At 55.9% G+C, this 19291-nt stretch carries 12 protein-coding genes; all 12 read right to left on the minus strand.

All coding sequences use genetic code 11. The features are described 5' to 3' along the window. Positions 1-92: 92 nt before the first annotated feature. A complete protein-coding gene (locus C7820_RS32965) occupies positions 93-1910 on the minus strand; it encodes a cache domain-containing sensor histidine kinase (protein ID WP_116234546.1) in 1818 nt (605 codons plus the stop codon). Further along, the gene (locus tag C7820_RS32970) at positions 1903-3540 is read right to left on the minus strand and encodes a response regulator transcription factor (RefSeq protein WP_116234547.1); all 1638 of its coding nucleotides are present in this window, start codon (positions 3538-3540) and stop codon (positions 1903-1905) included. Before C7820_RS32970 ends, C7820_RS32965 begins: the two co-directional genes overlap by 8 nt. An 18-nt stretch (positions 3541-3558) precedes the next feature. After that, the gene (locus tag C7820_RS32975; protein ID WP_181909268.1) at positions 3559-5112 is read right to left on the minus strand and encodes an extracellular solute-binding protein; all 1554 of its coding nucleotides are present in this window, start codon (positions 5110-5112) and stop codon (positions 3559-3561) included. A gap of 266 nt (positions 5113-5378) precedes the next feature. Then, complete coding sequence (locus C7820_RS32980) at positions 5379-6743, minus strand: ABC transporter substrate-binding protein (RefSeq protein ID WP_116234549.1); 1365 nt, start codon at positions 6741-6743, stop codon at positions 5379-5381. A 120-nt stretch (positions 6744-6863) separates the two neighbouring features. Next, entirely contained in the window at positions 6864-7841 is a 978-nt protein-coding gene (locus tag C7820_RS32985) for a carbohydrate ABC transporter permease (protein WP_116234550.1), read from the minus strand. Further along, positions 7838-8734 (minus strand): carbohydrate ABC transporter permease, encoded by an 897-nt coding sequence (locus C7820_RS32990; protein ID WP_116234551.1) that lies wholly within the window; start codon positions 8732-8734, stop codon positions 7838-7840. The genes C7820_RS32985 and C7820_RS32990 overlap by 4 nt, the downstream gene beginning before the upstream one ends. Continuing rightward, positions 8731-10884 (minus strand): DUF5696 domain-containing protein, encoded by a 2154-nt coding sequence (locus C7820_RS32995; RefSeq protein ID WP_116234552.1) that lies wholly within the window; start codon positions 10882-10884, stop codon positions 8731-8733. Before C7820_RS32995 ends, C7820_RS32990 begins: the two co-directional genes overlap by 4 nt. 64 nt (positions 10885-10948) lie before the next feature. Continuing rightward, positions 10949-12964: a YIP1 family protein gene (locus C7820_RS33000; RefSeq protein ID WP_181909269.1), complete on the minus strand. Its 2016-nt coding sequence runs from the start codon at positions 12962-12964 to the stop codon at positions 10949-10951. Positions 12965-12990: 26 nt separating this feature from the next. Further along, positions 12991-13857 carry a carbohydrate ABC transporter permease gene (locus C7820_RS33005; RefSeq protein ID WP_116234554.1) on the minus strand — a complete coding sequence of 289 codons (867 nt, stop codon included), beginning with the start codon at positions 13855-13857 and terminating at the stop codon, positions 12991-12993. Between the two features lie 4 nt (positions 13858-13861). Next, positions 13862-14833 (minus strand): carbohydrate ABC transporter permease, encoded by a 972-nt coding sequence (locus C7820_RS33010; RefSeq protein ID WP_258875810.1) that lies wholly within the window; start codon positions 14831-14833, stop codon positions 13862-13864. Further along, on the minus strand, positions 14830-17784 hold the full coding sequence (locus C7820_RS33015) for an extracellular solute-binding protein (protein WP_116234555.1): 2955 nt from the start codon (positions 17782-17784) through the stop codon (positions 14830-14832). The genes C7820_RS33010 and C7820_RS33015 overlap by 4 nt, the downstream gene beginning before the upstream one ends. Beyond that, positions 17781-18899 (minus strand): ABC transporter ATP-binding protein, encoded by a 1119-nt coding sequence (locus C7820_RS33020; RefSeq protein ID WP_116234556.1) that lies wholly within the window; start codon positions 18897-18899, stop codon positions 17781-17783. The genes C7820_RS33015 and C7820_RS33020 overlap by 4 nt, the downstream gene beginning before the upstream one ends. Positions 18900-19291 lie beyond the last annotated feature (392 nt).

A 19291-nucleotide genomic window follows, 5' to 3' on the forward strand; every position in this document is an offset into this window, starting at 1 on the left:
CATTTGTATGATATATCATACTTGGTTATTTGATATATATCTAACCACATTGTACACGGCGCCTCCCCATGCCGCAATACCGGATTTATCGCTCAGCTGACTTCCTGATCCGCATCCCGTTTAGTTGTCGTCATTTCTTCCCCGCCGGGCGGAAGAATCGGATGACGGATCGTAATTTTGGTTCCCTTGCCTTTCTGGGTTTCGATCCGAAGCTGGTAATCAGGGCCAAAATATATTTTCAGCCGTTCGTTCACATTGCGCAGTCCGACGCCGGATCTTCCCGCCATTTTTCGATTGCCGGCCGTATCGTTCAACTCCTTCAGCACCTCTTCCGGAATTCCCTTGCCGTTATCGCTAATATCGATGACCAGATCCCCCTCTTCCACGCGGCCGGAGAGGATGACCTTGCCCTTCTCGAAATTGCCGCGGATGCTGTGCTGGATGGCATTCTCGACCAAAGGCTGCAGCAGCAGGCGCATGAATGTCATATCCAGCATCTCTTCGTCAAAAAAATACAGCACGCGCAGCGGCATGCCGATGCGGGCCTGCTCGATCTGCACGTAGGCCTTCACCTGCTCGACCTCGCGTCCGACGGTCGTAATGTCTTTGCCCTGGTTCAAGCTGAGCCGCAGCAAATTCCCGAGCGCCGATACCATCTCCCCGATGTCGTTGCGCCCGTGGTTTTCCGCTTTCCAGCGGATCGATTCCAGCGTGTTATAGAGAAAATGCGGGTTGATCTGGTGGCTGAGCACCTGAAATTCCAGCTCCCTTTTCGTTCGCTCGGCGCGCGTGGACTGCAGGATGAGATCTTCAATTTTCCGGACGATGCTGCCAAAGCCGCGGTACAGCCAGCCGATCTCGTCCTTACGGTTCTGATGCGGAATAAACATGCTGAAATCCCCTTCCTCCAGCTTGCGCATCAGCCGGACCAGTTGGAAGACGGGCTGGGTAAAATTCCGTGTGAGATAGATGACCACCCCAACGGCACAGAGCATATAAGCGATAAGAAAAAAAATCAGCAGTCTCTGCATCGCCGTAATAGGCTCCGTCAAAGCGTGCATCGGCGTCAGACTGACGATCGTCCAGGGCAGGCTGTCCATGCGGACGAAGGCGATCAAATTTTTCTCGTCATAAATGGACAACGTCTCAACGCCCTCCTTGCGGACATTCCGCATCGCCAGTAATTTGGGGGACGGCAGCTGCTCTCCGGTCCACTCGCTTCCCGCTGAATCGTATACAATTTTCCCCGTTTCGTCGACGATCAGGAATTTCTGCCCCTGCAGCCGTTTGGTCGGCGAGAAGAAGCGGCTGAAATGGTTATCCGCCAGATCGGCCACCACCAGCCCCCTCGGCGTTCGATTATGCAGGCTGGTGAACGTTTTGACATAGGAGAGCAGCGGACCGCGGTTCGGCCCTCCATCCACCGACAGATGCCAGATCGGGAGCGTACTGTTCGCCGCGTTCTGAAACCAGTCTTCATTGCGGGTCGATGTCGTAACTTCGAGCGCCCTCAAGTATGTGGGATAGGCCTCGGAATTCAGCGGATAGACGCGCAGCTGCAGCGCATCCATCTGCTTTTTCTTCTGGTACACGATGTTCAGGAGGTCCACCGAGGCCGATACTTCATCCTGGCTGCTGGCCGGCGGCTGCTCGAGCAAATCTTGCAGCTGCTTATCTCCGATCAGCTCGTTCATCTGGTCGTTCAGTTTGGCCAAGTACGCCTCCAGGTTAATCTTGGACTGCTCCAGATAGCTCATGGAGAAGGTAGCATTGGCCTGCTGGATTCCTTCCACCGACTTGGTATGCGCGTAGGCCGAGAACAAAATGAACGGAACGATCGTAATCGCGAGAAAGATCAGTATCATCCGGTTCCGCAGCGAGGAGGCCAGCCGGAGAAAAGACCTAATCATCCAGAATCCCCTGCAGACGGCGGAATTCTTTGGGCGTAACGCCGACCAGCTTTTTGAACAGTTTCGTAAAATGGACCGGATCCTTGTACCCCACCTGATGGGAAACCTGATAAATTTTATATTTCGTATCGCCCAGCATCTCTTTGGCCCTGGCAATACGAACGTTGGTCAGCTCCTCGATGAAGGTGCGGCCCTTTTCTTTTTTGTATAGCTTGCTGAGCCAGATCGGCGTCACATGAACGGCCGCGGCCACCGACTGCAGCGACAGGTTTTCGGCGTACCGGGTACGGATCATCTTCTCGGCCTCCTGGACGATCTGGCTGGAGGAGGTCGCCATTTTGCGGAAGTCACCGGCCAGGGACAGCAGCCGGCTCTCCACCTGATCCTGAAGCGACTGCAGCGTGTCGTACTGCTCCAATTGCTCCCACAGACCGATCGGGTCCTGCTCCCAGGAACGGTCGGGCCACCCGGCCGACGCGGCCGTACGGTAAATTCCCATCAGCCATTTGAACAACTGCTGCTGGATATCTTTTAGATTGGGCAGCTCCCACGATTTGACCATATCCTCAAAGTCAGCCATGGATTCCGAAATGTCGGCGTCCGTTCCGTACTTCACCAGGTCAAGCACCGCCCCCGGCTCCCGGATCGTCAGTCTGCCGACCTCTGCGGCTCCGTCCTCTACGCTGCCTGTGAAGACCCGGTTGCCCCCGCAGACCACCTTTTGCTCCAGGGACTCGGTGCAATCCACATAAAGCTGATGCAGCTTGTTCAGCTCTTTGGGTGCGGGGCTGATCCCGATGCTGGCCTTGACCTTCACGAATTGGTTGATGCGAAGCAGGCAGGTCTCAGCGATGGTGCGGCATGAATCAAGCATCCCGGGATCGGGGCAGCCGATGACGGCCACCCACCGCTCGTGCGTGTCCTTGAACAGGGCCGAAGGCATGTTCAATTGCTCGGCAAGCGTATGGCTGACGACATTGCCGATGCCGAACAGGACAAGCTCCTTCTCATCCGGCATGCCCGGCCGGGCGGGCAGTGCTCTCAGGTCGTCCCCTTCAATGGCCATCAGCAGCAGCGGCATCCGGCTCATCCAGTCCAGTCTCAACGACTGCAGGCGGTGGGATATCCGGGTCTCGCGGTACGGATCGTATTCGTTCTCCGCCATTTCACGCAGCAGCTCCTCCTGAAGCTTCGGCTCTGCAAACAGCACCTGGTACGTGAGGCGGTCATGCGTTTGCTGCTGCAGCCGTTCCCGTTCGATCGCATCCACCGCTTTACGGACGATCCGCTCCAGCTCATCCAGTTTGATCGGCTTCAGGATATAGTCCATCGCTCCAAGCTGGATCGCCTGTTTGACCAGGCTGAAATCGTCGTAACCGCTGATCAGCACCGCTTTCCACAGGTAATCCGGTAAAGTATGCAGCTCCGCCAGAAACTCAAGTCCCGACATCCGGTTCATCTTGATGTCCGTCACGATCAGATTCGGCTGGTGGCGACGGGCCATTTGCAGGGCCTCATCCCCATCCGAAGCGGCCATGACGGCGTTAACGCCGTATTCATTCCAGGGGACCCGCTTGCGGAGCCCCTCGCGAATTTCAAATTCATCGTCCACGATTAATACGCTGATCATAAAGGCATCCTCCCCTTGTCATGAATGTTGATGCTGTGCCGCCAGGAATTGGTCGACCTGACGCTGCACTTCCCGGATAATCGTATCCAGCCCATTATCTTGTTGCAGCATACGGTAATCCGACAGCGCCTTGGCGACATCCGGCATCATGCCGTACTCGATCGATTTGCCGTAGTCCTCATAGATCTGGTCGCGCTCTTCAAGCAGCGGACTGATCGACTGATCGTTCAGCAGCAGTCCCTCCACGGGAGAATCCACATTCACGGGCAGCTCCGCAAAACGGGCTTCCTCCTTCCAGAAGTCCCCCGGGTACGTTTCGGTGGGGCGCAAAAATTGCGGTTTCCACAGCGCCCACTGTCCTCCCCAATCCATGTAGTTGCTGGTGGAAAAGTTCAGGTTATCCGGGTACTTGACCTTCCCTCCGTCCAGCTCATAGGTTTTCCCCTGAATCCCATACACGACAAGATCAAACAACCTCTCGTCCGTCTCCAGCATATCAAGAAACCGCAGCACCAGCTCCGGATGCTCAGCATTCCGGTTGATGGCCACGACATTTGCGATCGGGCTGCGGTTGACCGTCTTTTTGTCGGGGTACAACAGCGACATCTGCTGCCGGTAGCTTGCATCGGCAAAACCCGGATCGGCTGCATAGGCCCACTCGTGGGAAGTAAGCGTGAACAGCATTTTTCCGTTGCGCCATTGATCCGCAGCGTCTTCGGTATCGATCTTTGAATCGGGATTTAGAATCCCTCCCTCGTACCATGCCTTGCTCATGAAGGCAGCATCCGCGTAAAAAGGCTGATCTTCGATCGCCTGCACTTTGTAATGAGGATCATTCAGATAAAAACCGAGGCCGTGAAAGCCCAAGTCCACCCATTCGTCCCGGACCACATACAGGGGGAGCGCCGGAATCCGGCTCAGCTTCTGATTGGGATAGGCTTTCTTCAGGTCGTGGAGAAGCGAATCGACATCCTCAGCAGTTCTTACCGATTCAGGTTCGCGGTAAATCCCCGCCTTCTCCGCCAGGTCCACCCGCCATCCGGCATAGGGCCGCTGATTCATCTTGATCGACCAGGGCAAGCCGACGATATCCCCGCCAATCGTGGCAGAGGGCAGGTTATGCTGCTGCCGGTAGCGGTCATATAAGTGGGGTGCGTACACGGGAAGAAGATCGTTTAATCTCATATAGGAACCCCGGGACGCCATTTGCTTGAACGAGCCTTCCGAATCGAAATTCAGGTCCCACCGGTCTCCTGCCGCCGCCATGACCAGCAGCTTCCCCGAATATTCCGGCCAGGGAATGAAATTGACGGAAAATTTGACGTTTAATCCTTTGGTTTTGACGTAATCGCTCACGGCCGCCCAAACTTCATCCGTCGCCGCCTTTTTCTCGCCGCCGAAATAAAACTTCAGCGTCGCTTCCGGCTCGCCGGACGTGGCGGCCGCATCGCCGAAAAGAGAGGGACCGTCCATGCGGACATCGCCGCCGGCTGCGCAGCCCGCCAGTCCGGATGCCAGTGTGATGCACAGCAGACAGGCGACGAACCATCCCAGAGTTCGGCAAAAGGACATGGCTGCTCTTCCTTTCCGCATCTATTTTGTAAACGTTTTCACAAAAGAGTCCAAATATATTGCGTGGCTCTCCCTCAGATCTACAAAGATTAATATAAACGAAGTGCTGCCAATGGACAATGGGACGATATTAAACAATCCCGTCATATATTGGCCGATATGTCCGCCCACGGCAAACAGCCCCACAAAGTGGAGCGAAGGCTCTCTCTTATATTTTCAAAAAGGAAGCTGCCGGACTGATGTCTGCCCGGCAGCTTCCCACTCTCTTATTGCTTTAAGGTGGCTCTCACTTCCTGCGTCTTCTTGTTCCATGTCTCCGTTTCCGGAATAATGTCGTTGATATCCCGGTCGCCGAAAATAATGTCATTCAAGATGTTGTTATAGTTGTAGTCGTTCCACCCCGGCACGGTCAGGCCGGATTGGATTTTCGCGTTCTTTTGGGCGATCTTGACGGCTTCGATATTTTTGCCCTGCCAGATCGGAGCCTGATCGTAGTAGCTCGTCAGCTCGGGATCGATGACGGAAGCATTGGCTCCCTGGTCAATTTTCCACTTCTGGGCTTCCGGCGTGAATTGGAAGCTGAGCCACAGGAAAGCTTCCTCCTTATGCTTCGAACCGGACAGAAGCGCCAGCGGTCCGTAAATCGAATATCCCGGCTGGCTGACCTTGCCTTTCGGGAACGGAAGAACGTCCCAGTCGAATGTCGCTTTTTCCTTCAAGGTCGGCAGGACCCAGTCGCCACCGATAGCAAAAGCCGTTTTTCCGTTGATGAAATCCTTTGTCACATTGCCGCCTTCTTCCGCGGCTGCGTTGCTTTGCATCGACCCGTCCTTCGTGACCAGCTCCTGGAACCATTTCACGTCGTTCATGACGTCCGGCGTGCTGAGCATGCTCTGGGTCAGGTCCTCGTTCATGTATTGATGATTCGCCGCATGGCCGTCGGCAATCGCTTTGGAGGACAGCAGGCGCATTTGAATTTCAGGCTGTGTCGTAATGCCATATTCGCCGGCGCTCGGATCGGTCACCTGCTTGGCGATGTTACGGAAGTCGTCGTAACTCCAGTCGTTTGCCGGCATATCCACGCCGTGTTTGGCCAGCAGATCCTTGTTCACCAGCACCCACATCGGGACGTCAACCATCGGCACGGCAAGCTTCTTGTTGTTGAACATCATCGTTTCGAAGAAGCCGTCGGGGAATTTGGCGTTCTTGAAAATATCGCTTTTCTCGATGTAAGGCGTCAAATCTTCGATGAGATTGTTCTGCTCGAAGGTGATCAGATCGCTGTCGATTTCAGTCACGTCGGCAGGCGTGCCCGCTGCTTCCAGCGATGCGATGATTTCCATGATCGGCTGCGAATTGGTCACCGGTACCTGCTCAATGGTGATCCAGGGGTATTTCTGATGAAACAAGCCGTACAGCTCGTCATAGGTTCCGTTTTTCCAGGAAATGAATTTGAGCGTAACCGGGTCGTGCTTTTCCTCTGCTGCCGGCTGGTTTGGCGCAGGCGTGGGTGCAGGTTCATTGCCTGTTCCGGACGGTGAAGCGCTGTCATTATTGCTGCACCCGGCAAGAGTGAAGGTCATGAGCATGACCATCGATAAAATGGATGACGCGATACGTTTTCTTTTCAATCCTTATTCCTCCCCAATTTGATTTCATCGGATGCTGACGATACCCCTTTGTTCCCAAGCTATACCTGCTAGTTCGGCATTCCCCCTTTCAATGCTTCCGGCAGATCGGCATGCCAAGGCTTATTCCACGATCCCCGTCCGTTCGATGCCGGTAATGAACCAGCGCTGCAGAAACATAAAGATTACGAGCGGCGGAAGGATGATCAAGAAGGCGGCGCCCATTTTGGTGCCTTCGGTCACCGGATTGCTGACCAGGTCTTTGCTGCCGAGCAGCGACGGGTTCAGCACATCCTCCAGCTGGTCCAGCCGGATGGAGAGCGGCGTAAAACCCTTGGCCAGGAACATCGAAGGCTCGTAGTACATGTTCCAATACCAGATGAACGAGAACAGAAAGACGACCAGACAGGCCGATTGGGCAAGCGGCAGCATGATCCGGAAATACAGCCGGGCCGCGGAAGCGCCGTCCAGTTTGGCGGCCTCCTCCAGGCTGGGCGGCTGCGCCCTGAAGAACTGGCGGAAAATAAGGATAAACAACGCTCCCTTCAGCCCCTGCCCGAAAATCGCCGGCACGAGGAAGACAAACAGCGTGTTGAGCAGGCCCAGCTTGCTGAAAATCACATACAGCGGAATAATGATCACCTGCGGCGGAATCAGAAACGTCAGCAGCACCAGCGCCGTGATCAGCCCTTTAAACGGAACGGCCAGCCGGGCGAGCGCATAGCCGGTCATCGAGCATATCAGCACCTGAACAATCGAGCAGCTCAGGGCGATGAGAGCGGTGTTCCGGAGGGCTTCCGGATACTGCAGCCCTTTGTAGGCTTTGGACAGATTCTCCCAGGTGACGACCCGGGGAATCCATTTGACGCTGGGATCCAGCAAATCGCTGACTGTCTTCAGCATCGTGCTGATCATATAGAGCAGCGGCTGCAAGTACAGATAGGCCACGATGGACAGCAGCACATAAATGACCATTTTCGCCAGGAGACCATCCGACAGATTCCTGCCCAGCATGACCATCTTGTACTTCTGCGCCTTACGGCTCCACAAGAAGCCCGCGGCGTAATTTCTGGCCCTTTGAACCCATGGTTCCGTATTCATGGTCTTCCTCCCTTGAGCCGCATGCTGCGGCTGAATAGTCCCGTCACGAGCGCGAGCAGGACGAAAATAAAGCCGAAATAAATCCAAGCGAGCGCACTGGCGTAACCATATCCGGTGTCGACTTTGAACATGTTGTCCTTAATGTGCTTCAGGACCGGATTCAGCGGGAAAGTGAACAGGTCGATGATGGTATAGAGCACATTCAGGCTGATAAACGGAACGCTGGCCGGAAGCGTAATCTTCCAGAAGCTCTCCCATGGGGAAGCGCCGTCGATGCGTACCGCTTCGTAAATCGACGGGGAAATCGTTTGGAAGCCCGCGATGAAGATCAGAATCTGCACGCCCGAGTACCAGAGGATAAGAACAACGCGCCCAAGCACTTCCATGACCGTCTTGGCCAATTCTCCCCCGACATACTGCCGGACGACGGGCTCCAAATTGTACTGGTCCAGAAACGGTATATCGCCCGCGCCCTGCGTAAACAGCTCGGACAGCACCTGCCCCGTCGCAAAGATGACCGGGAGGAAGAACAGCGCCCTGTACACGAACCGGCCGGGGAACTGCTGGTTCAGCAGCAGGGAAATCAGCAGGGCAAAGATGACGATAATCGGCACCATCAGGATCATTTCCTGAAAGTAGGTGATCAGCTCGATCGGAAACACATTGTCCTTGAGAAAGGCATCGCGATAATTTTGCAGACCAAGCCACGTATATTTGAATCCCCCCGGCACCACCGCGACCTTGTGCAGGGACATGAACATGGACCAGCCGATCGGAATCGCCACAAACACGCAGAACCCGATGATCCAGGGGAGCATAAACAGCAGTCCGACGCCGTATCGCTTCAGATGATATTGGGCCGCTTTTCGTTTCAAATCCGGAACGCTGCTCATTTCCCCGCTCCTTTCTCCACGGTAAAGTCCTTGACTTCGTAATCTACGATAACCCTCGTGCCGTCCTCATAAGTGGTGGCATATTTCTGGCCGGACAGCTTTTCATGGCCAATGATCTTCATGGAATACAGCTGGCTCAGTGAATCAAACTTCGCGTATTCCTCCTCGATCCGTCGTTCCCATTTATCGAAACGGCTGCTGTACAAAAAGTTCGAGGGAGTGTCCTTCAGCTTGCGGGAATCGTCATGGGTCACAAAGAACGAGGGCAGCGCCCCGTATTCGATCGCCCGCAAAAATTCGGCATCCTCATCGTCGCGAAGGTTGCCGTCCCCGAACGTATAAGGAACGAAGCCATGCAACACGATCGGGTAAAAGGGAACCGTCTCGTCGATCATAAAATCGTAGCTCGATTCGGACGGCAGCCCGTCAATGTAATCCGTTTGGCCGAGCGCATAAGCATCCCCCTGGTTGACCGACGCGCTTCCCAGTGCCTCCCGGGTATATTTCAGCAGCCCGTCGTAGACGGTTTTTGCATATTCCCGGGTTTGGATGCCGGAAGGCTCGTAATCGTTCAGCAGCATCTCGCCGATTCCGCTGAAATGGATGCCGTCCACGCCAAGCTTCTTCAGCCTGTTTACCGTATCTGCCGCCGTTACCGCCGTATAGGCGGGCTTGGCGATATACCAGCCATCGTCGACATAGGCGGTCCCGTCGATCCCCCGGATGGCGTCCGTTTTGCCGGAAAAAGAGGAATGGCTGTCGACCCAGAGGAAGTCCTCGCTGAAGCTGACAGGGACGCCCCGCTCCTTCATCCCGGAAATGAACGTCTTCGCGGCCGCTTCGCCGCCAAGCGCCGGATCGATCGGAAACCGCTTCTCCATGTTGTAGTCGCCTTCATTCTGCCAGCCGTAGAAAATGGTGCGTAACGAAGCGACGCCTTTGCTCTGCAAGGTACTGACGATATCGCCCGCCTGCTCGAAAGTCGTGGCGGCCACATACCGGATTCGGCCAAAGGCCTTTTCGTAATTGCCGCCCATGATTTTCAGGTACAGCGGCACATGCTCCACCGGTTTCAGCGCCTCGGTAAGACGGCCGGTCTCCTGCAGATAGCTCCGGTAAGCTCCCGCCATACCGACATAATCGGCGTCCGCGCCGTTCAGGAACCGGTATTCGACCTCTCGGTCCCGGTTCAGCCGTTCCTTCTGAACGGCCTTGCTCGGCGCGGCCAGCCGGCTCATCCGGTAGAGATATTCTTCGCGATAGATTTGACTGGAAAATACCTGGTAGAATGACGACTTGAGTCCGGGCGCCATGGCGGATACGTTGGCGGAATCTTCCCCCTTGGTCATGACGGCCAGAAAGGCATGGTCGCCCTTCTTCAATCCGAACACAGGGTAAGCGATGTCTTCCCTCCGTTCTCCGGTGCGCGTCCCATTCTCCTCATTGGTCACCTCGCTGCCGTAAACCTGATGCGAGTAGCCTCGGGTAAGGCTCGCATGCTCCTGATCGAAGCGAATGAGTCCTCCAGGGCCGTCGGGAACGAACACATAACCATTCTCTTTGGCGGGTGCGGCTCCAAAATAAGGCAGCACGTCGAGCGAGAACAGCGCAGACGCTCCTTCCTCCCGAATGCCGGCCGCAGGTACCTTGACCTTGAGGCCGCTGTCCGTCAGCTCATACTGCATGACAAACCCCAGCTGTTTGGCGGGAAACGAGTATTCGATTTGCAGCCCCTCAGGCTTGCGGATCATGGCGATTTGCATGCCGGCCGTCTGGTTGCTCAGCGTCTCCCTGACCGTCTGATCGGCTCCCTGCGTCCGGACATGGGTCAGAAGAAAAGGGGATTGCAGGTTGGCCAGCAGCTGTCCTTTTACCGTTTCACCGGCCAGCTCCTCCTTGGTCGGATTGCTGGTCCAGCGGTAGCCGGATGCCTTATCCAGCACGGCGATCTGGGTGTTATCCGGGCGGACGTACAGCGCATAATGCTCGTTCTCCAGCGCCAGCGCATAACCGTCAGCCCCTGCGGCCGGTTTCCAGGGATCGCCCTCATACAGGGCGTCCGGAGTCGGAAGGTTCGCGGCGATGCCCGTTTGGGAGAACCGTTCGGCTGTCGTTTGCTCCCAAGGCTTGAACACCAGCAGCAGAAGCACGATCAGAAGAGCCAGTATGATGGCGGCAGGCCATTTTGCTTGGCGGAATCGTCGTTTGGCAGCGTTAATGATAGATGTTCACCTCTTTGTAAAGCTCATAGAAAAAGTCATACAGGTTATAGGACAATCCGAAAATGATGAAGCCGAACATCCAGATCGTCAGAATTGCAAACACCGAGATAGCCGAGTTTTTCAGCGTCTCCAGGAAATCGAAGTTGTGGATCACCTGCGTCATCACGATGAACATGACGAGCAGCCATACGGTCATGATCGTGTTCAATACATGAATGATGACCGCCTCATCCAGCGATGCGATGTTGGACAGCAGGATCGTCGGGACCGAAAAGAACACATAAGGCGACAGCGCATAGACGCTGCCCTGAATGACTTCCCGGAACCGGCCCTCCCCGTCCTTGATGCTGCAGACCAGGTAGTTGGCGATAATCCAGGTGACCCATGGCAGGGCAAACAGGCCGAGTTCCTTCATCAGATTGATTTCCGAGAGGTCGACGGGATGGAACAAAAACCCGGTGAAATAAACTCTGCACAGCTTGACGCCAATGACCAGGAGGAGCAGGGAAATCGTGATCCAGGCGGGAATCCTCGCCTCCTTGATTTTGTAGAACCCCTCGTAAGGATGAATCAGGACATAGCCCAAATTACGGATGTACGCCAGCGGTTCCTTCCAGGATGCCGGCAGCGGACGCCTGCGCAAGGACCAGCGGATGAGGCGATAGCCGAAGTACACGGCAAGCATCACTGCGGCCAGTCCGCCCACCAGGGCGACAAAATGGCGCTGAAGCCATTCCATCCGGATCTGCCAAAAGGCCTTCGAATAGCCGTCGGTATCAAAAGCGGCTTTCATGTAGCTCAAGGCTTCGTCATTGCGGTCCTCGTGCAAAAACACTTTGCCCAAGCCTTGAAAGGTCCCGTTGTACATATCGTTGCGGGCATAGACCGCCTCCCAGTACGGCTTGCTCTCTTCGTATTTCCCGTCGGCATACAGTGCGAGCGCCTGAAGCGCGCTGCTGCCGAAAGCGGTACGGACGTATTTGTGGACCGTATTGGTACCGCTGTCGGATATCCAGATCGCATGATCCGAGTCGATGCCGATCCCGGTCGGATAACCGAGCAAGCCGTACTGCTGCGTCTCCTTATCGATGTCGCCGAACTCGAACATGGCCTCGCCGCTGCGGTCATAAAGATTGATGCTCATGGAGTCGAGGTCGATATTGTACAGAAAGCCTTCCGGATCAACGGCAACGTCGACGATGCCGTGTCCGTTCACCAGCGTCTTGTTTTTAAAAGCATCCACCCCGCCTGCATTCAGCTTGCGGATCGCTCCCTTCCCTTCCCCGCCGGCGGTGGCCGTGTACACAAATCCGTCCGGATCGATCGCCACATTCGTAATCGGCTTGGGAAGCGCGCCCTTTTCCTTGGACAGCTGCTCCTTGTTCAGCACCAGCTTCTTCAGCCAGTTCAGCATCGACTGATCCGCCTTGTTCGCACCGAAATAGCCCATGAATTCGCCTTTCGGATTCAGCCGGACCAGTCCCTGGTACGAGGAGTTCAGCTGGATGTACATCACGCCGCGCCGGTCTACGACAAGCTTGACAGGGACAAAATGCTCCGAGCCGAGCAGCGGGGTCTCCGGCTTCTTGTACTCCCTCTGAAACCGTCCGCTCCCGTCAAACACGGCAATCCGCTGATTTCCGGAGTCCGCCACGTACACCTCGTTATCCGGAGTAACGTATACACCTTCCGGTCCCGAGAGCTGACCTTGGCCCTCGGCGTCGCCGATCGTCCGGAGCAGCGTGCCGTCCGGATTCAGCACCGCAATGCGGTCTTTCTTCTTGTCGGCGATATAGACCCGGTCGTCGGCGGCGATATCGAGATCAGCCGGTTCACCGAAATCGGCGGAGATGGCCCCGGCCGGACGGTATATCGGCTGGATGCGGAACCAGGACGACTGGTTCGAGTCATAGTAGGATGTCATATATGGAGGTTTGGCCATGGCGGTACCCGGCAGGGACGTCAAGACGGCCATAAAGATTAGCAGTAATGGAAACCATTTTTTCATCGTTCCGACTTCCTTTGCTGATGACATTACTTGATACCGGAATGGACCATCGTCTCAAGCACTCTGCGCTGAAAGAGCAGGAAAATGATCAGATTCGGAATGAAAATAAGCAGCCCGGCCGCCGCCGCCATGTTCTGCCCCGCCACGTTGTTCTGCAAACCGCTCAGCAGGCTGTTGACGTAGAAAGCGAGCGTCCGCATCGTCTCCTTTTGCATGAACAGGGTTGAAGTCTCCACGTCTCCCCATACGCCCTGGAACGTCAAAATCGAGATGGTCGCGATCGCCGGGACGGACAAGGGCAGAATCATGCGCACGAAGATGCCGACATGCCCCGCGCCGTCGATCCGGGCTGCCTCCATCAGATCGCTCGGAATTTGCGAGATGAAGCCGACGAGCATAAACACCGCGACGGGCGATGCCAGCGACGGCAGGATATGCCCGAGATACGTATTGTTCAGCCCGATGCCGTTGATGACGAGATATCTCGGAATGGATACCGTTTCGGGCGCGAACATCAAGGACAGGGTAATCAGCGACATGATGAGCTGTTTGAAATGGAATTGGTATTTGGCCAGAACATAAGCCGCCATCGTACTGACCACCACAACGCTGACAAGGGTCAGCGAAACGACGACCAGGCTGTTGAACAAATAACGCGTGAACGGCACCGTCGCATTGGACGCATGCAGAAAGAGCGTTTCGAAATTGTGCAGGGTCGGATGCCGGACGAAAAACCGCGGCGGAAACAGGAACAGCTCGTTTTGCGGCTTAAACGCATGATTGAAGATGAAGATGATCGGCAGCGACATGAACAAGGCCAAGGCGGTGAAAAGCGTGATCAACATGACCTGAAAGGGCGACGCCGTGCGGAGCCGGCGCAATTTGGGCATCATGGGCTTACAGTTCCTCCTTCGAGTTAAACATCCGGTAGGCAAACCTCATCACGAAGTAACTGAGGAGCAGCAAAATGACTGAAACCGCTGAAGCATAGCCCAGTTCGAACCGGATGAACGCGTAATCGTCGACATGGTTGATGATGAGGTGCCCCGCATACTGCGGCGTAATCGCCATCCCGGTCAGCTGGGTTGAAATGCTGCCGGCCTTCAGGGTCGAAACGATCGTCATGACGGCGCTGAACAGCATTTGCGGTTTCATGGACGGCACGGTAATGTAGAACACTTCCTGCAGCCGGTTCGATATCCCGTCGATCCGCCCAGCTTCATACAGCTCCCGGTTGACCGTCTGCAGACCCGCCAGCATCGCCAGGAATCCTACGCTGAAGCTCATCCAGAGGGATACCAGAATCATAATGTTCAGCAGGTACTTCGGATCCTGCAGCCAAGTTACCGGGGAAGCGATCCAGCCCATATTCAGCAGGAAGTTGTTCAAATAGCCGACGCGGTCGCCGCTGAAAGCGGCAATCCAGACGACCGTCAGCGCCACGCCGCCCGCCATCGACGGCGCATAGAACACCAGCGTGTAATAATCGCGTACCTTCATCGGCAGCTGATGAATGAGCCAGGCAAACAGGAAAGACAGCAGATACCCGCCCGGCCCGACGATCAGCGCGAACACGAACGTGTTCGGAAGCGCCTTGGTCAGAAAAATAATGTCCTGCGTAAACAGCGCGATAAAGTTGTCAAACCCGATAAAATGCAGCTTGCTGAATCCGTCGTAGGACGTGAAGCTGAGCGTCGCAGCCATCACGACCGGAATGACGATAAAGACGAGAAAGCAGATGAGAAAAGGAGCCAGGAACGCGTAGCAGAAGGCATCCCTCTTCAAATCCAGCACAAACCGTTTCAGCTTGACCGCTGCCGGGGATGGCGGCTTCGCGGCGGGCAAAGCAGGCGTAACTTCTGGTTTCACGGCTTAGCCTCCTCCCAGTTAAAAGGTTCGGTAATCTGCGGCACACGCAAGTTTCCTCCCGCAATGCCGAAGTTCCGCTGCCTGCGGTCCATCTCCCGCTGCAGCGACAGGCTGGCCTCTTCCAGCGCTTCGCTCGCCGGCACGCCGTCAAATACCGTCTTGTTCCAGGCGAAGTCCATTTCACGGGCCAGGAAGTAGTATCCTGGAACATTGGGCAGATTCGCCGCCCAGCGGGCCTGTTCCCGAATCGCCTTCAGGTCTTCAGACGGCCAGCTCAGCGATTTCATCGCCTCGACATTGGCCGTATTCCAGCGGTACTCGATACCGTAGTACGACTCCATGTCCCCGGCATACCTCGACTGGACATCCGCGGAAGTCCACCATTTCAGAAACTGCCAGGCGGCATCCTTTTTGTCGCTCTTCTTCATGATCATGGCCGTGGACAGTCCTTGCGGCGACCAGCGGGCCACTTGACCGTCCGGTTGCTTGATCCCCGGCAGGGGCGCGACTTTCCAGTGCCCCGTGATCTCAGGCGCAGCGACCTGCAGCTGCACGTACGTGTTGAAGTCGGATATGCCGATCGGGATATCCCCGTCGCGGAAATGCTGGAAGAAAGCCGGTATGTCGATCGGCAGGTTGAATTTGGTGTACAGCTGCGTCCACTGCTTGAATGCTTTTTGCCCCGAATCGCTGAACAGGCTGGACTTCAGCCCGTCGGGCGTATACGGCGATGCGCCGTTTTCGAGAAAGAGGGTGGCGAAATCCGCCTTCGGAACATTCATCGTCATGCCGTTCTCCTGCAGCGTCGGCAGGATGTCAAACACGTCGTCCCAAGTGTCCGGCGCCTTCAAGCCCAGGCTCTCGAAAATATCCGAGCGGTAAAACAGCAGCTGGAAGTTCTGCACCTCCGGCAGGCCGTAAGTGCCTCCGTTATAGGTCAGGGCCCTCATCGCGCCCGGGATGAACCGTTTCATGACATCGGCGAAGCCCGGATATGAGGACAGGTCCTGAACAGCGTCCCGCATCGCATAATCGGCCGGCGTGGCCTCAGCCAGCCCGAGCGCCACGTCGGGCACGTCGCCGGCGGCATTACCCAGAATCAGCATGTTGGGATTCGGCATGAGATTGATGTTGACCTGAATCCCCGTTTTCGGCGTAAAATCCTGGCTCACCAGCTCCCGCAGCTCATCAACGTAATCGCGGCCGCGGCCGACCCAGATCTCTAGCGCCCCGTCCTTCTTCTCCCCATCCAGGTCGTAATCCATCGTAAAGGAACGGGCGAAGTCGGCGATGGAATACGGAATCCGGGAGAGCGCCGTAGGCTCTTTAAGGCCAGTTTTAGCGTCCGGCGTCCGTACCACGAAATAATCGAGCATCAGCGGCTGCTGGGTCAGTGTGGACATCCATGTGCCGATGTTGGCCTGGATCGTGGAGAAATCGTTCACCTTGTTCGGAACGTTGTTGACGTCGGCCGCCATCTCTTCCAGCATGCTCACCGCTGAAGCAATCGCTTGCGACAGGTCGGAGCTGCCTTCATTGACGCGGTTGATGTAATCCCGGATCAGCTTCAGGCGGTCGATCAAGGATTGAAGCGTTTTGCCTGCATTGGGATCGTATTTATTCATGTCCCAGGTGCGGCTGGCATCCAGGTTGGCATCCGAGGCGCTTTTGCTGTAATTGCCGGTGATGAGCCGGATATGGCGGTCAAAATCCGATATTTGCGCCAGGGTATCCTTCAGTGCGATCAGAATCGGCTGCATCGTGCTTGAATCGGCCGTCATTCGCATCGTGTGAGTCCCTTTGTTCAGGTAAAACTGATAGGGCCTGCCTTCCGCATCCGATATCGCCGAGATTTCAAATTCCTTGTGATACGCCAGTCCGTAATGAAGCAGTTCTTCGAACGGGACTTTTCCGTCGATTTCGATCGTCCGATACGCTTTGAATCCCGATCTGTAGTTTTGAAAGTTTTTCAGATCGATGACATACCAGCCGTCGGCCGGAACCTCAAAGCTCCACTCCACCCACTCGCCCGGCTGCTTCCAACGGTTCCCTCCGAGCACGTTATAGGTGATGCGGCCCTTGGGATCCGGTGAAATGTACGGCTCCGACCAGCGGTCCGTCTGAATGGACAGGCTCGACTTGCGCTGGAACTGCTCGGCTTCCGTCTGCTTGAACCAGCTCTCTTGGTCCTTCATGGCTGGCTGCTGCTTGACGTATTCCGCATAGGCCGGGATCGGCTGCTGGGTCCGGAAATAGATGTCCCGGATCGCGACCGCCCCCCTCTCTCCGGTCAACCGGAGCGTGTGCTGCCCGGGCTCAAGCCGGTACAGAAGCGGCCGGGAAGAAGCCGAATAATCGCTTGCCGCCTTGTCCGTCCACTCGGGGAGCTCGGTCTGCTGGGGACGGACCTGCATCCCGATTTCGTTGACTTCGTACGGATATTTCGCGTCCTTCCACATCCGTTCCAGCTCGATGCGCTCCGATTCCGCGAAGGGGTATTTTCCGTCGATCATGGCTCCACGGATCACGGAGCTTCCGCTGCCCGGCAGCGCCTTATAGTCCAAATGAAGCTCATACCAGCCAGCCTCGGGGACCGTAAAGGTCCACTCTACCCAGCCGGATTCGTTGCTCCAGCTCAGCATGCTTCGACCGCTCTCGGCCTCCTTGGCCAGGTCCGCATCGGTGGATGCCGCCTTGTAATTGACCGGATCGAGCCGAATGGACCTCTCTTCCGTAGCGGCATATTCGCCTTCCGGCCCCTTCATGAGCTGGGCGTAAGGGAGCTCGCCTCCGCTACTTGCCAAATCAAGCAGGTCAGCGGCGGTGACGCTGGTAGAGTAAACCGCAGGCTCATCGGCCGACAGCCAGCGGACGAGTCCGAACAGAAGTGCGGCAACGATCAGCAGTCTCAGGGAAATGCGCGCGAAACGGGGCAAGGTGCGTTTTTTCATACCTCACCTCTCCCCACCAATTCCTCCGTACTCTCATCAAAAAAGTGGATTTTGTGCATCTGCAAGCCTACAGAGACCACGTCCCCGGCGGCGTACGTCTGTTCAGGATCGGTACGGGCGATCATTTGATAAGAACCGATTTGCACGTAAACATAGGAATCCGCGCCGGTGGCTTCCGTCATTTGCACAAGCCCGGTAACGAAGCCGGCTTCCTCCGTGCTGCCGCGCTTCAGGATGACGTGTTCCGGCCTCACGCCCAAGATGACGCTGCGGACGGTTTTCGGGGCCCGCTCAAAATTTCTGCCAGTGGCTTCAGGCAAGAGCAGCCTCATCCGTTTGTTGGAAAAATAGTAGTCTCCGTCGTTTTTCTCGATGGTACCGTTCAAAAAGTTCATCTGAGGCGAACCGATGAATCCGGCGACAAACACATTGGCCGGTTCGTCGTACAATGTGCGCGGGGCGGCTACCTGCTGAATGACCCCGTCCTTCATCACCACGATGCGGGTGCCCATCGTCATCGCTTCGACCTGGTCGTGGGTGACATACACTGTCGTCCGCTTCAGGTCGCTCTGCAGCTTGATCAGCTCGGCCCGGGTCTGCGCGCGCAGCTTGGCATCGAGATTGGACAGCGGTTCGTCCATCAGAAACACCTGAGGCTCGCGGGCGATCGCCCTGCCGAGCGCGACCCGCTGCTTCTGGCCGCCGGACAGCTGACTCGGCTTGCGGTCCAGCAGATGGGCAATTTCCAGGATGGACGCCACCCGCTTCACGCGCACATCGATCTCATGCTTCGCCGTCTTGCGGAGCTTTAGGCCAAGGGCAATATTTTCATAAACGGACAGATTGGGATACAGGGCATAATTCTGAAAAACCATCGCGATGTCGCGATCCTTGGGGGAGACATAATTGATGAATCTGCCGTCCAAATACAGCTCGCCGCTGCTGATCTCCTCAAGCCCCGCAAGCATGCGCAGCGTCGTCGATTTGCCGCAGCCGGATGGGCCGACCAGAACAAGAAACTCCCCTTCTTCAATGGACAAATGGAAGTCGTTCACGGCGGGGCGGGATTCGCCCTTGTACCGTTTGAATACATGATTAAATGTGATGCTTCCCACCGTTCTCACCTCACGCTATCTAACTGCCGTTTCTTCTCTAATGGTAGTGCATTCATCACAGGGCCAAAATGAGGCGGAATTAATGTTTGCAGTCCATTTTTAACGTGTCTGCGTTTAGAGTACGGCTGGCCCCGAAATTGTTGGATGCGGGAATCGCCACAATCACCCCAGACGTAAAAAAAGCCTGCGCATGATCGCTCGAAAGCGATGCTTTGCACAGGCATACAAGTGCTGTATTGAATCTGAGTGAGCGGTTACCGATGGCTTGTCGGATGCTCGGCCGTCAGTGGAAGCTGGCCTTTAAACAACCGGTTGATGTCGCCGGCCAGCCGCAGGTAAAAGTCCGATGAGACCGATACCCCGTCAGCGTCCAGCGTCAGGAAATACTGATT

This window comes from Paenibacillus sp. VMFN-D1 (assembly GCF_003386155.1).
Classification (GTDB): domain Bacteria; phylum Bacillota; class Bacilli; order Paenibacillales; family Paenibacillaceae; genus Paenibacillus_AQ; species Paenibacillus_AQ favisporus.